The sequence below is a fragment of the Pseudobutyrivibrio sp. YE44 genome (assembly GCF_900104335.1).
GTDB lineage: Bacteria > Bacillota > Clostridia > Lachnospirales > Lachnospiraceae > Pseudobutyrivibrio.
In genome coordinates, this window is record NZ_FMXT01000001.1 from 677,991 (window position 1) to 691,589 (window position 13,599).

Here is a 13,599-nt window from a genome sequence, read left to right on the forward strand (position 1 = left end):
AACAACTCCATATTTATTTTTATGTTAGGAATCTAGTTATAATAAAAATACTCCCACTGCATTCCTTTAGCATACATTTCATCTAAAAGATCATTTAATGGCATTGGCTTTCCAATAAAGTATCCCTGGGCACGGTCACAACCAATCTCTTTAAGGAAATTATAGTTTTCCTGTGTCTCAACACCTTCACATAATGGCGATACTCCAAGCTCCTTTGTGGTCTGGATAATGCTTCTCATAAGTGGTTTTGTTTTAGGATTCACCTCTGAACTCTTCAAGAAAACCATATCAAGTTTTAAAACATCAAACTCGTAATCCGCCAAGGTATTTAATGAAGAATATCCACTACCAAAATCGTCAATCCACACCTCAAATCCAGCTTCTCTGATTCGCTTAGTCTCTTCTTTAATTAATCCAGTATTGTCGTTAAAAGCACTTTCCGTGATTTCAACATCAATCATGTATCTAGGTACGTCGTAAATCCTACAATAATCATCCAGCATCTTGAAAACATCACATACTTCAAAATCCTGTCTGGATATATTGATAGATATAGGAACAAGTGCCTCTCCATCATTAATCATTTTCACATAGTCCTGACATACCTTTTTTATTACAAATTCATCTACAAAATGAATCAAATGAAAATCTTCCAAAGTCTCGATAAAATATCCTGGCGAAAGCATTCCATTCTTTGGATCCACCCATCTTACCAAGGCTTCGTATCCACAGATTTCATCAGTTGCAAGTCTTACAATTGGCTGATAAAAAACTCTAAGATAATCGTTGGCTATAGCATCATCTATATGGTCAACAACAAACTGCTGCCTTCTAAGACTATCTCTAATAATATCCTCATAAATGCAATAAAAAATATCATGTCTTTTCTTAATACTATTACAAGCAAGGCGTGCATGATCGCAGGCAAGACCAACTTCCACCTTTTGATCCTCCATGAAAAAAATACCTGCCTTAATCTTTATCTTCTTTTCAATGTCCTTATTAATAAGCATCTTCTGATAAACCTTGGTAACTCTGTCAATCACCTCATTTTTTGGCAAGGTGCAATATACCACAAAATGATCGTCTGAAAACCTTGCAATCACATCATTAGGAAAAGTTTTTTGAATAGTTTCACCGAGACGCTGTAATAATTCATCTCCTGATGCAAAGCTATTTCGTTCGTTATAAAGCTTAAAGTTTGGCACATCAAAATGAATAAAGGAAATGTCCTTTCTAGAAATGTCAACAGCTGACAGCAAAGCCTGAACCTTACTATAAAAGAAAGGCATATTAAATAAACCTGTAAGGGTATCCATACCATTTGCTGCCGACTGCATCTGAGCAGCATTATAGGCACTTCTTACCTCATCAGAATCTTGATTTTGATTTACATCAACTATAAATACATAGTAAAACCTTGTGCCATCATCCCAATTAAGAAGATGACCAAAGTCCTCTAAATACTTAATGGTTCCATCCTTAGCAATAATCCTGTAGCGAACATAATCATGTCGCTTATCGGCATACACAGTTTGAGCCTCTATCTGAGTCTCGATTTTTGGCAAATCGTCAGGATGAATCATGCCTTTAAAGGTTCCCCCAACATAGTCAAGAAACTCTTCGTAGGAGCTACAGCCAAACATTTCGACCACATTATTTTCGGCATAAAGAATCTTTCCATCGCCTTCTGCCTCATAAATAAAGAAACCACCCGGCAATCCAACCGGAATCTGTCCACCGTTTTCGCTTTGATAAAATCCACGCCCCATGCTAACCTCCAACGAAAAGTCAACTTCGCACATATAAGGAATTTTAACAAATAAAAGTGTTCATTTTATTAAAAAAATATGATACCTTCATTTTCTTGATTTTCTGTGGTTTTTTAATTGATTTTTTAGGGTGATTATATTACACTAAAACTCGCGTTAAGCTATATAAAGGTTGAACTTCTTGCAACTTTTTTGAGAAACAAATACCTGTATTTTTTATTACGCTCCGATAGCTCAGTTGGTAGAGCACCTCACTCGTAATGAGGGGGTCGTCAGTTCGAGTCTGATTCGGAGCTTATTATTTAATAATGGAGGGTAATCTATTGGAATTTATTCAGTTTGACCACGTTTCAAAGAGCTATGACAAGCAGCTCGTTCTTGACGAACTTGACCTTTACATAAAGGAAAACACTTTCGTCACCTTACTTGGTCCATCTGGTTGCGGCAAGACAACCACTCTCCGTCTTCTTGGCGGATTTGAAAAGCCTGATTCAGGTAAAATCTATCTTAACGGAAATGACATCACTGCACTTCCTGCAAACTTAAGACCAATCAACACGGTCTTTCAGAAGTATGCACTTTTCCCACACATGACTATCGAAGAAAATATAGCTTTTGGTTTAAATATCCAGAAAAAATCAAAGGATTATATCCAGGATAAAATCAAATATGCTCTTAAGCTAGTTAATCTTGATGGCTTCGAAAAAAGAGCTATCGACTCTCTTTCTGGTGGTCAGCAGCAACGTATCGCCATTGCAAGAGCTATTGTAAATGAGCCTAAGGTTCTTCTTTTAGACGAGCCACTTGGCGCCCTTGATTTGAAGCTTCGACAGAACATGCAGTACGAGCTTATGAAAATCAAGCAAGAGCTTGGAATCACCTTCCTATATGTTACACATGATCAGGAAGAAGCTCTTACTATGTCTGATACAATCGTTGTTATGAACCAAGGATATATTCAGCAGATTGGTACACCAGAAGATATTTACAATGAGCCTGAAAATGCTTTCGTTGCCGACTTCATTGGTGAAAGCAATATTATAGAAGGAATAATGATTAAGGATGAGCTTGTTTCCTTCCTGGGAGTACAGGTTCCTTGTGTAGATAAAGGCTTTGGTACAATGAAGCCTGTAGACGTTGTAATTCGTCCAGAGGATGTAGAGCTTGGCTATCCAGGAAAAGGCTTTATGGATGGTGTTATCACAGATTGCCTCTTTAAGGGTGTTCACTACGAGCTTGATGTTCAGTGCGGTGGCTACGAATGGTTAGTTCACACCACAAAATACTTTGAGATTGGTCAGCACGTATCCCTTAATGTAATTCCATTTAATATTCAGATCATGAACAAACCTGAGTCAGAGGATGAGGAGGTTATGAAGGAAGATGACTAATAAAATTAAAACCAGCTTCCTTGCAGGTCCTTATGCTTTATGGGTACTTATTTGTACTATTCTTCCACTGCTTTATATATTAGGATATGCCCTTACTACCAGCACAGGAAGCTTTACACTAGAGAACCTTACAGCAATTGCTGAGCCTGTTCATCTTAAGTCTCTTTGGTTATCTATAAAGGTTGCTTTTTTGACAACAGTTATTTGTCTTGTTATTGCTTATCCTGTTGCTCTTATTTTGCATAATCTCAAGATAACCAACAAAGGTTTTATAGTGTTTTTATTTATCCTTCCAATGTGGATGAACTTTATGCTTCGTATCCTTGCTTGGCAGATTATTCTTTCAAACAACGGTATACTAAACAGCATACTTTCAGCTATTGGCTTACCAACAATTCATATTCTTTATACCAAGTCAGCTGTTACTCTTGGTATGGTATATGATTTCCTTCCTTATATGATTCTGCCTATTTATAATGCCCTTTCAAAGATTAATGATCAGGTAATTGAGGCTGCAGCAGATCTTGGTGCCAACTGGTTAACCACCTTCACCAAAATCACAGTTCCTCTTTCAAAGGATGGCATTCTTTCAGGCATTATCATGGTATTTGTTCCTGCATTATCATCATTCGTTGTATCAAACCTCTTAGGAGGCGGTAAGGTACTTCTTATTGGTAATGTAATTGAGCAGGAGTTCACTCTTGCAAGAAACTGGAATTTAGGTTCCGGCCTTTCTATCATTCTCATGATATTCGTACTTCTTTCTATGTCTATCATGAATAAGGTAGATGATTCTGAGAATGGGGGTATGCTTGTATGACAAAGGTTAAAAAGGGAGCATCCTACTTCTATCTCGGACTTGTATTTTTGTTTTTATACGCGCCAATTTTAGTATTAATTGTTTTATCTTTTAATAATTCAATGTCTAGAACTGTTTGGGGCGGATTCACCTTAAAATGGTATCTTAACCTAACAGCAAACGACAATATAATGGATGCCCTTGGCACCACAATCAGAATTACCCTTTCTTCATCTATCCTTGCAACAATACTGGGTACTTCTGCAGCCATTGGTATTCATTACATGAAAAAAAGACATGCAGCAATAATGCTTGGTGCCACCAATATTCCACTTTTAAACGCTGATATTGTTACGGGTATTTCTCTTATGCTTTTATTCACCCGTTTCACTCCTCTTGGAGAGTTTTCAGTTGTACTTGCCCACATAGCTTTTTCCGTACCATACGTTATCTTCAACGTATTGCCACGTCTTCAGTCTCTTTCTGAAGCCTGCTACGAAGCCGCTATGGATTTAGGTGCAACACCTGCCTATGCCTTTGCAAAGGTTGTTTGGCCGGAAATTTTCCCTGGAGTTTTATCAGGATTTTTAATGGCACTTACAATGTCACTTGACGACTTTACAATCACCTACTTTACAAAGGGAGCCGGTGTAAACACACTTTCAACAATGCTTTACACCCAGTTAAGAAAGGGTATTCAACCAGAGCTTTATGCTTTATCTACTATTCTCTTCTTGCTTGCCTTTGTTTTACTTCTCGTAATCAACTACAAGGGTGAAGGCAGAAAGGAGGCTCATAAATAATGAAAAATAAATTATTAAGCTTCCTTAGCATATTGATTTTGACAGCAGCGCCTATTCTTAGCTTCACTGGCTGTGGCTCAGATGCTGAAGCTACTGACACACTAGTAGTATTAAACTACGGTAAATATATAGAAAGTGATGTTCTTAAGCGTTTCCAAAAAGAAACCGGCATTACTGTTAAATACGAGGAATACGAGCAGGTTGAAGACATGTACGCTAAGTACAAAGCAGGCTCAATCAACTATGATGTAATCTGTACTTCTGATTACATGATAGAAACTCTTCGTAATGAAGGTGAGCTTATTCCAATCGATTACAGCTCTCTTCCAAACTACAAAAACATTGATAAACAGATTATCGATGCATCAGCAGCCTTCGATCCAACTCATGAATATACCGTTCCTTATTTTTATGGAACTGTAGGTATTCTTTACAACACTGAAATGGTGGATGAAGAAACTGTATCATCTTGGGATTCTCTGTGGAATCCAGAATACAAAAACAAAATCGTAATGATTAACTCTCAAAGAGATGCCATGATGGTTGCTCTTGAAAAGTTAGGCTACGATATTAATACCACCGATAAAAAACAGCTTGATGAAGCCTATGACCTTCTTTGTGCTGAAAAGAAATATGTATATGCATATCTTCAGGATGAAACCTATGAATGTATGATTTCAGAAGATGCGGCAATGGCTGTTTGTTATTCTGGTGAAGCTGCAATGGGAATGGAATACAACGAAAACCTTAGTTATACCGTTCCAAAGGAAGGTGGTAATCTTTGGATTGATTCCTGGTTCGTCCCACGTACCTGCAAACATTACGATGCAGCTATGAAATGGATTGATTTCATGTGCGAGGAAGAGGCAGCCACAGAAAACTTTGAGTATGTATGGTATGCAACTCCTAACACAAAAGTTGCAGCCCACGAAGACGAGGAAACACTTGCAGATGAAACCGTCTTCCCTACCAAAGAAACTCTCGATCGTTGCAAGCTTTACGAAGCCTACGACGACGAAACCCTAAACTACACGACCAACCTTTGGAAGAAGCTAAAGGCATACTAAAATATTTTCAATAATAAACACATAAGCTGGTTACGGCTACAAGCCTTAGATATCTCCGCTCAGCGTAGAATGCTTCGCTTGAGACATCTAAGAGCTTGATGCCTACCAGCTTTTTTTGTTCCAAATGCATAATAGGAAATCATGCAACCTAAACTATTCCTAATTCGCCGGTGCTACGTTTATAGTAATATAGATTATCGCTAAGTACATCCTCCTCAAGTAGGTCGTGACGGTTTACGTACCAAATCATCTCCTTCAGGCTATCGAGAGAATAATCGCAATCCTCCATAATCTTTCCAATTATGATTTCGTGTACGGAGCACGGAATAATAAAAAGATCTGAATCGAGCTTGGCAGCCATTGCCTTTAACATATCTTTATAGATTAGTACTCCTGCACCATAAAGTGCACTATTGTTAGTTGCCACATATAAAGGAGTGGCCTTATCCTCTTCTTCTGCAATATCCATTAGACTGTCATCATTAAGGTAAGTTGCAATAGTACTAAAAATACCACGAATCTTTAAACCTAAATGCTTTGGAGTGTTTTCCATAGCAGCCATCATAAGAGTATTTACATCTACCTTCCAATAATCCAAAAAAGAATTCTGTATTAATAGGCCACCAGTCTCTCCATAACCATATAATTCATCTTCTTTAAAATATAGATAAAAAATAATTGCTAAATCAAGATAATCAATATGAGGAACCATTTTAAGAAGCTCTTCATTTCGCTCTTTTCCTACTACCTTGAACACAACTTTTCCTAAATCAAGAACTTTATCTACTGAAACCTTAATAGTTGCTTTATTTAATTGTTCGTTTGTCATTTAGCCTCCACTAATGACGTAAGTAAAAATGGAAATAATAAAGAAAAACAAATAGTCCGCATGAGAAACATGCGGACATAAATATATCAAGAATTACATTTTTATTCAACTGTGATTTTGCACAAATTTTTATAACGTTCGTTTGAAACCAACAGCCATATCTTTCATTTCCTTAGCATTTGTAAGAACAGCTTCTGTAATGGCACTACCGCCAAGCATTCTGGCAAGCTCTGATACAGTATCGTTGTCATAAAGCTTTTTAATACCAGAAATTGTATGACCATTCTCCACGTTCTTTTCAATTAAGAAATGTGTGTCAGCCATGGCTGCTATCTGAGGAAGATGGGTAATGCAAATTACCTGATGGGCTGAAGCAACTGCTGCTAGCTTTTCAGATACAGCCTGTGCGGTTCGACCTGAAATACCCGCATCAATCTCATCAAAGATAAGGGTATCTATTCCACCACCAGAAGCAAGCACCGTCTTAATAGCCAGCATTATTCGACTCATCTCACCGCCAGAAGCAATATCCTTAAGTGGTCTAAGCGGCTCGCCGGGATTTGTACAAATAAGGAATTGACCTTCATCAAAACCATTCTCTGTATAGTGATCCATTCGCTTAAGCTCAACACCAAACTCTGAATTAAGGAAATTCAAATCTGACATTGCATCCTGCATTCGTTCTGAAAGAATCTTAGCGTTTTTACTTCTGATATCTGAGAGCTTTGTAGAAAGCTTTTCAAGCTTGTCTGTTGCAGCGTTCACCTTAGCTTTAAGCTCTGATAGATATTCATCAAAGCTTTCGAATTTAGCCTTTTTATCTTGTCTTTCCTTAAGGGCACTAAGAACAAGCTCGATAGATGAACCATATTTATCCTTTAATCTATTAATCTCATTTAATCGATTTTCAATTTGAATAAAGGTGCCTTCATCGAAGGATGTATCACCCATATAAGAAGATAAATCTCGCCCAAAATCGGAAAGAATGCTATCTGCATCATTAAGCATTGAAAGATATTCAGCTGCCTTTGTATCGATAGCCTCTATATGACGAAGCTCTGAGATTGCAGCGCTAATTGCATCCGAAGCTCCTCCGTCACCTGAAATAGCCTCATGTGCCTTCCCAAATGCTTCCATTGTTTTACCAAAATTAGAAAGGCGCTTATACTCTTCTTCCAGCTCCTCATCTTCACCTACCTTAAGGTTTGCTGACTCGATTTCATTTATCTCATGATCCAAGAGAACAATCTCTCGTTCCTTTGAAATATCGCTTTTCTTAGCCTCCTCAAGCTCAGCTGTAAGAGCTTTATATTCTCGATATGCAGCAGATACCTGACTCTTTAAATCGCCAATATCCTTTTTAGCAAATTCATCAAGAAACTCCATGTGCTTGTGTGTGTTAAGTAAAGACTGATGTTCTTTCTGACCATAAATATCAAGAAGTATATCACCTACCTCTTTCATTTTGGCAGCCGGAACCTGTTCTCCATTAATCTTTGCTATACTACGAGACTCTGTGATTTTTCTACTCATAATCACTTCATCATCGTAAGGCTCAACCCCTAAATCTCTGAGAGCCTCTTTTGTCTTGTCGTCTTTAACAAGATATACCGCCTCAACAAAAGCTTCAGAATCACTATCTCTAAGAAAATCTTTTGAAGCCTTATCACCAAGGGAAAGATGCAGTGCACCAAGAATGATTGATTTACCTGCACCGGTTTCTCCTGACAGAATGTTTAACCCCTTAGAAAAAATAATTTCCTCTTCATCAATAAGGGCTAAATTTTTAACGTGCAAACTAGCTAGCATGTTATTCTCCTTTTTTAATCATAGCCAACCCTTATTTTTCAATAATACGTTTAAGCTTACCCATTAAAAGCACAGTGTCATCAATAGAGCGGATGGCACACATAATAGTGTCGTCTCCTGCAATTGAACCAACAATTTCTGGGAAATCCATGTGATCAAGAGCTGCCGCCACAGCCATCGCCATACCAGAAACAGTTTTGATGACAAGCATATTCTGAGCATTGTCCATAGATACAAAACCATCTAGGAAAATGCGAATATATTTCTCATTCATATCTTCTTCTGTGGTCTTAAAAGCCACATAGCGAAGCTTTCCTGAAGCATCGGCAACCTTTGTAAGCTTCATCTCACGAATATCACGTGAAACTGTTGCCTGAGTGGCATTAAAGCCAGCTTCCTCAAGCTTTGCAGTAAGCTCCTCCTGGGTACCGATTTCATTTTTAACAATTAATTCTAATATTTTAGTCTGTCTTTCTATTTTCATCTAAATCTCCTGCATTCTTGCTCTTATGCGTTCCAAGAAATTTACATTTTCAAGCATGACCATATTTGATGTTACTTCTGAACGATATATTCTAAGGCTTTCTCCCTTACGAAGGGTCTGCCTAAGTGTTCCATCATAAACAATATTGGCCTGAGGTTCATCCTCATCATGTCTTGCTTCAATTGAAACCTCCACCTCATCTGTAGAAGATAAAATAATACTTCTGGAATTGAGGGTATGAGGATTAATTGGAGTAAGAATGAGACAATCAGCATGCGGGCTAACGATTGGTCCATTTGCTGAAAGATTGTAGGCTGTAGAACCTGTCGGTGTTGAAACTATAAGCCCATCGCAATTGTGGGAATATAGTCTAATTCCATTAACCTTAACAGTAAGATTTAGAACATATAAACCTGCCGCCACAGGAACTACTACAATATCATTAAGTGCTCTATAATTGCAAGTCAAATCGTTTGAGCACTCTCCTTCAAGCATCATTCGCTTGTCTAATTTATAATTGTCGCAAAGAAGTTGGTCCAGGCAATGTTCAATATTGTCTATTGACATATCACACAGATAACCTAGATGACCACAATTAAGTCCTACAATAGGAACCTGGCGATTATTAACATTTTGAGCAACTCTAACTACAGTGCCATCTCCACCAACAGTGATGATACATTCAATAGCGTCATCCACATGAATGGTATTGTCAGAACTGTCAGATACAGTATCTAAATCTAAAATACACATTCCACCATGAGACTTTATGTAATCACGAATCAGGTTAATGTATTTCTCATGTAAATCACCAAAAGATCTTGCAACAATTAAAAAGTTTTTCATTATTTGTCCAAACTACCATGTGCTGCTGCTACAGTTGCTGCAACATCAATAGCTTCCCCCTCTTTTTCTGCCGTTGATATATGTATAAGATATTCTATATTTCCTTCTGGCCCCTTTATTGGAGAGAACTCCAAATGGAGCACATAAAAACCAATTTCTTTAACAAAATCTATAATTGTGTTAATAACTTCTTCATGAACAGCAGGGTCTCTAACTACACCTTTTTTACCAACCTTTTCTCTGCCGGCCTCAAACTGTGGTTTAATAAGGCAAACCATTTCAGCATCATCTTTGAGCAGCGCCTTAGCTGGACCTAAAACCTTTGTAAGACTGATAAAAGAAACATCTACAGACGCAAAGTCAAGCTGCTCTCCGATATCCTCTAAAGTCACATAGCGGATATTTGTTTTTTCCATGCATACTACTCGAGGATCTTGTCTAAGCTTCCAGGCAAACTGACCGTAGCCAACGTCTACAGAAAAAACCTTTGACGCTCCGTTTTGAAGCATACAATCTGTGAACCCGCCAGTAGAAGCTCCTATGTCCATGCAAACCTTTCCATCAAGAGTGAGGTCGAAGTGAGTCATAGCCTTTTCAAGCTTAAGGCCACCTCTACTAACATATTTAAGCTGCTGACCGTGGATTTCAATGTCTGCGTCAACATCAATTTTTGTACCGGCCTTATCCTCACGATTTCCTTTAACAAAAACATTGCCTTCCATAATCATTGTCTTTGCCTTTTCACGTGAAGGAGCAAAACCTCTATCAACTAAAACAATATCAAGTCTTTCTTTCATTCTACTATCCTATAACTTCTAAAATACGTTCTGTAATTGAAGGTGCATCCATTCTGAGCTCTTTAAATAAGAGAGTAACACTTCCGTGCTGGATAAACTCGTCAGGAACAGAAACTTTAAGCACCTGTCCTTTATAGCCAATATCGTTAAGATATGTCTGAACCTGCTGACCAAAGCCGCCTGTATTAACGTTCTCTTCCATTGTAACAATAAGGTCGTAATTATCCTTTATTGACTGAAGATAATCTTTATCAAATGGCTTTGCAAAACGGGCATTGCAAATTCCTGCGTCTATTCCATGTTCCTTCAAAAGCTGTTCAACCTCTTCGGCCTTCTTAACCATTGAACCGTAAGCAAAAAGCATTACCTTAGAACCAGCCTTGATTTCTTCAGCCTTGCCAAGCTCAATCTTTGCTCTATGCTCCTTCAGGCCACAATATGCCTCTCCTCTTGGGTAACGTATTGCAATAGGACCATTATGTTCTCCAACCGCATACTTCATCATATCTGAAAGTTCCCATTTGTTCTTAGGAGCCATAACAGTCATATTTGGCATAGCTGTAAGGAAGGATACATCAAATACACCCTGGTGTGTACTTCCATCTGCACCTACCAAACCAGCTCTATCAATAGCGAATACCACATGAAGATTCTGTAGGCAAACATCCTCTAAAATCTGATCGTAGGCACGCTGTAAGAAGGATGAGTAAACTGCAAACACCGGAACTCGTCCACCTAAGGCAAGACCTGCAGCAAAGGTAACTGCATGCTCCTCTGCAATACCTACATCAAAGAATCTGTCCGGGAACATATTTCTGAAACGCTTAAGACCAGCACCCTCAGCCATGGCTGCAGTGATTGCAACTACCTCTGGGTTTCTGTCTCCCATCTTTCGCATAACAGTGGAGAATACATCTGTGTATCCAGGCTGATTGCTACGCTTTGGCAGACCAGTCTCAATCTCAAAAATATCTGTTCCATGGAAACGCGATGGATGACGTTCAGCTGGCTCATAACCATTACCCTTTTTGGTGATAACATGAACCAAAACAGGACCTTCAATTCTAACTGCCATCTGGAAGGTCTCTAGCATATCCTTTATATTGTGTCCATCTACAGGACCCAAGTACATAACCCCTAAATCCTCAAATACCATATTAGGAACCATAAGGGATTTTATTCCATTTTTAGTGCTTCGAATCTTTCTTATAATGCCCTCACCATGAGGCCAGTTTTCAAGAGAGGCAAGCACATTATTCTTAAGACCTACATATTTTGAGCTGGTACGAAGTCTCTCAAGATTGGTAGACATACCACCCACATTCTTTGAGATGGACATTTCGTTGTCGTTAAGAATAATTAGCATGTTTGAATTCTTAAGGCAGGAAGCATTATTAAGAGCCTCATAGGCCAAGCCGCCTGTAAGAGCACCATCACCAATTACAGCACAAACCTTATAATCCTCTCCCTTTAAATCTCTGGCTACACAATAACCTAAAGCTGCTGAAAGAGAGGTTGAACTGTGACCAGTATCAAAGCTATCGCAATCACTTTCCACACGTTTAGGGAAACCACTGATTCCACCAAACTGTCTTAAATGCTCAAACTCATCTGCTCTTCCTGTAAGAATCTTGTGTGTGTAGGCCTGATGACCAACATCCCAAACAAGCTTATCGTGTGGAAAGTCCATAAGCAAATGAAGTGCAATTGTAAGCTCAACTGTTCCAAGGTTAGAGGCTAAATGACCTCCTGTTTTAGAAAGATGCTCTATTAGGAACTGACGAATCTCTCCTGGAAGTTCGTTAAGCTCCTGCTCTGTTAATTTCTTTATGTCATTAGGTTGCTTTATTTTTTCAAGAACCATATTTGTCTTAGTTGTCTCTATAGACCAAGTAGTTAAGTAGCTCGATCAGGAAATCATTGTGAGATGATAAACTGTTAAGCTTCTCTACTGCCTCATCTGTAAGACGCTTTACCTCTTCTTTAGATTTTTCTATACCTGCAAATGTAACATAAGTTATCTTTTCATTTCGTTCATCTGAACCAATTGGCTTGCCAAGCTTTGCCTCATCACCTTCCACATCAAGAATATCATCTTGTATCTGAAAGGCCATTCCGATTTTGCTGGCCACTTCTTCAATAAGCTCAACCTGCTCCTCGTCTGCACCAGCAAGCACTGCGCCAATCATCATTGATGCCTCTATTAAGGCTCCGGTCTTTAACTCGTATATAAAATTGAGCCTGTCTTCTGTCATTTCAAGCTCTTTTTTCTCAGCCTCAACATCTACCACCTGACCGCCAATCATACCAAAGACCCCGGCCTTTCTGGCAAGTATTCTCATGGCCTCTGTAACTGCCACAACATCTGTTTTTGCATCATAGGCATTAAGTGCTGTTTCAAAGGCATAGTTTAAAAGTGCATCACCCGCAAGCACTCCCATTGCCTCACCATAAGCGGCATGCACTGTAGGCTTGCCTCGTCGAAGCATATCATTATCCATAGCTGGCAAATCATCATGAATAAGGGAATAGGTGTGAATCATTTCGATGGCTGCCATAAAAGGCTCTATCACATCTCCCTCACCATTAAACAGCTGGAAGGTTTCATTCATAAGAATAGGTCTTACTCTTTTGCCGCCGGCTGTAATGCCATATTCCATTGCCTCAAAAACAACTGATTGATAGCCTTCAACATCAGGTAAGAATCTGCAAACCACATCTTCTGCAGCCTCTACCCTAAGGCTTAGCTCGTTCTTAAAATCCATGCTATTCATCCCCTTCGAATACTTCTAAGCTGCCGTCTTTACTAATAGCCATAACAGCTTTTTTTGTTTGTTCTATTTTTGAAGAGGCATGCTGTAATTCCTCCATGCCTGTTTTATACAAAGCAAAGGATTCATCCAGGGAAATATCTGAAGATTCCATTTTAGTGATAATATCCTCAAGGATTTCAAAGCTCTGCTCTATTGTTGTTTCGTTTTTTTCCTCTTTAGTACCCACTT

Annotated in this window: 13 protein-coding genes and 1 tRNA gene; 5 read left to right on the top strand and 9 right to left on the bottom strand. The window is 38.6% G+C overall.

The features are described from left to right. Positions 1-32: 32 nt before the first annotated feature. The gene (locus tag BLR54_RS03125; RefSeq protein ID WP_176761840.1) at positions 33-1,772 is read right to left on the bottom strand and encodes a sensor domain-containing phosphodiesterase; all 1,740 of its coding nucleotides are present in this window, start codon (positions 1,770-1,772) and stop codon (positions 33-35) included. 223 nt (positions 1,773-1,995) lie between these two features. Between BLR54_RS03125 and BLR54_RS03130 the strand changes: the two genes are divergently transcribed. The 5 genes from BLR54_RS03130 to BLR54_RS03150 all read left to right on the top strand — a co-directional run bounded on the left by BLR54_RS03130 (position 1,996) and on the right by BLR54_RS03150 (position 5,832). Further along, a tRNA-Thr gene (locus BLR54_RS03130) sits at positions 1,996-2,068 on the top strand. A 12-nt stretch (positions 2,069-2,080) separates the two neighbouring features. Next, the gene (locus BLR54_RS03135) at positions 2,081-3,163 is read left to right on the top strand and encodes an ABC transporter ATP-binding protein (RefSeq protein ID WP_090416824.1); all 1,083 of its coding nucleotides are present in this window, start codon (positions 2,081-2,083) and stop codon (positions 3,161-3,163) included. Next, positions 3,156-3,983, top strand: a complete 828-nt coding sequence (locus BLR54_RS03140; protein ID WP_090416826.1) for an ABC transporter permease — start codon at positions 3,156-3,158, stop codon at positions 3,981-3,983. Before BLR54_RS03135 ends, BLR54_RS03140 begins: the two co-directional genes overlap by 8 nt. Further along, complete coding sequence (locus tag BLR54_RS03145) at positions 3,980-4,765, top strand: ABC transporter permease (RefSeq protein WP_090416828.1); 786 nt, start codon at positions 3,980-3,982, stop codon at positions 4,763-4,765. Before BLR54_RS03140 ends, BLR54_RS03145 begins: the two co-directional genes overlap by 4 nt. After that, entirely contained in the window at positions 4,765-5,832 is a 1,068-nt protein-coding gene (locus BLR54_RS03150; RefSeq protein ID WP_090416830.1) for an ABC transporter substrate-binding protein, read from the top strand. The genes BLR54_RS03145 and BLR54_RS03150 overlap by 1 nt, the downstream gene beginning before the upstream one ends. A gap of 148 nt (positions 5,833-5,980) precedes the next feature. On the opposite strand, the gene BLR54_RS03155 is transcribed toward BLR54_RS03150, so the two are convergent. The 8 genes from BLR54_RS03155 to xseB all read right to left on the bottom strand — a co-directional run bounded on the left by BLR54_RS03155 (position 5,981) and on the right by xseB (position 13,597). Then, a complete protein-coding gene (locus tag BLR54_RS03155) occupies positions 5,981-6,661 on the bottom strand; it encodes a DUF5688 family protein (protein ID WP_090416832.1) in 681 nt (226 codons plus the stop codon). Positions 6,662-6,790: 129 nt separating this feature from the next. Then, positions 6,791-8,470 (bottom strand): DNA repair protein RecN, encoded by a 1,680-nt coding sequence (gene recN, locus BLR54_RS03160; RefSeq protein ID WP_090416834.1) that lies wholly within the window; start codon positions 8,468-8,470, stop codon positions 6,791-6,793. Between the two features lie 31 nt (positions 8,471-8,501). Beyond that, positions 8,502-8,954, bottom strand: coding sequence for an arginine repressor (gene argR / locus BLR54_RS03165; protein ID WP_090416837.1), 453 nt, complete (start codon positions 8,952-8,954; stop codon positions 8,502-8,504). Continuing rightward, positions 8,955-9,800 carry an NAD(+)/NADH kinase gene (locus tag BLR54_RS03170; RefSeq protein ID WP_090416839.1) on the bottom strand — a complete coding sequence of 282 codons (846 nt, stop codon included), beginning with the start codon at positions 9,798-9,800 and terminating at the stop codon, positions 8,955-8,957. It lies immediately after the preceding gene. After that, positions 9,800-10,597, bottom strand: a complete 798-nt coding sequence (locus tag BLR54_RS03175; RefSeq protein ID WP_090416840.1) for a TlyA family RNA methyltransferase — start codon at positions 10,595-10,597, stop codon at positions 9,800-9,802. The genes BLR54_RS03170 and BLR54_RS03175 overlap by 1 nt, the downstream gene beginning before the upstream one ends. 4 nt (positions 10,598-10,601) lie before the next feature. Further along, a complete protein-coding gene (dxs, locus tag BLR54_RS03180; RefSeq protein WP_090416842.1) occupies positions 10,602-12,461 on the bottom strand; it encodes a 1-deoxy-D-xylulose-5-phosphate synthase in 1,860 nt (619 codons plus the stop codon). 7 nt (positions 12,462-12,468) lie between these two features. Continuing rightward, complete coding sequence (locus BLR54_RS03185; RefSeq protein ID WP_090416844.1) at positions 12,469-13,362, bottom strand: polyprenyl synthetase family protein; 894 nt, start codon at positions 13,360-13,362, stop codon at positions 12,469-12,471. Position 13,363: 1 nt separating this feature from the next. Further along, complete coding sequence (xseB, locus tag BLR54_RS03190; protein ID WP_090416846.1) at positions 13,364-13,597, bottom strand: exodeoxyribonuclease VII small subunit; 234 nt, start codon at positions 13,595-13,597, stop codon at positions 13,364-13,366. Positions 13,598-13,599 lie beyond the last annotated feature (2 nt).

Coding starts and splice junctions, on each gene's coding strand:
- BLR54_RS03145 (WP_090416828.1), top strand. CDS start 3,980: ATGACAAAGGTTAAAAAGGGAGCATCCTACTTCTATCTCGGACTTGTA.
- BLR54_RS03185 (WP_090416844.1), bottom strand. CDS start 13,362: ATGGATTTTAAGAACGAGCTAAGCCTTAGGGTAGAGGCTGCAGAAGAT.
- recN (WP_090416834.1), bottom strand. CDS start 8,470: ATGCTAGCTAGTTTGCACGTTAAAAATTTAGCCCTTATTGATGAAGAG.
- BLR54_RS03150 (WP_090416830.1), top strand. CDS start 4,765: ATGAAAAATAAATTATTAAGCTTCCTTAGCATATTGATTTTGACAGCA.
- BLR54_RS03140 (WP_090416826.1), top strand. CDS start 3,156: ATGACTAATAAAATTAAAACCAGCTTCCTTGCAGGTCCTTATGCTTTA.
- BLR54_RS03155 (WP_090416832.1), bottom strand. CDS start 6,661: ATGACAAACGAACAATTAAATAAAGCAACTATTAAGGTTTCAGTAGAT.
- argR (WP_090416837.1), bottom strand. CDS start 8,954: ATGAAAATAGAAAGACAGACTAAAATATTAGAATTAATTGTTAAAAAT.
- BLR54_RS03175 (WP_090416840.1), bottom strand. CDS start 10,597: ATGAAAGAAAGACTTGATATTGTTTTAGTTGATAGAGGTTTTGCTCCT.
- BLR54_RS03170 (WP_090416839.1), bottom strand. CDS start 9,800: ATGAAAAACTTTTTAATTGTTGCAAGATCTTTTGGTGATTTACATGAG.
- dxs (WP_090416842.1), bottom strand. CDS start 12,461: ATGGTTCTTGAAAAAATAAAGCAACCTAATGACATAAAGAAATTAACA.
- BLR54_RS03135 (WP_090416824.1), top strand. CDS start 2,081: ATGGAGGGTAATCTATTGGAATTTATTCAGTTTGACCACGTTTCAAAG.
- BLR54_RS03125 (WP_176761840.1), bottom strand. CDS start 1,772: ATGGGGCGTGGATTTTATCAAAGCGAAAACGGTGGACAGATTCCGGTT.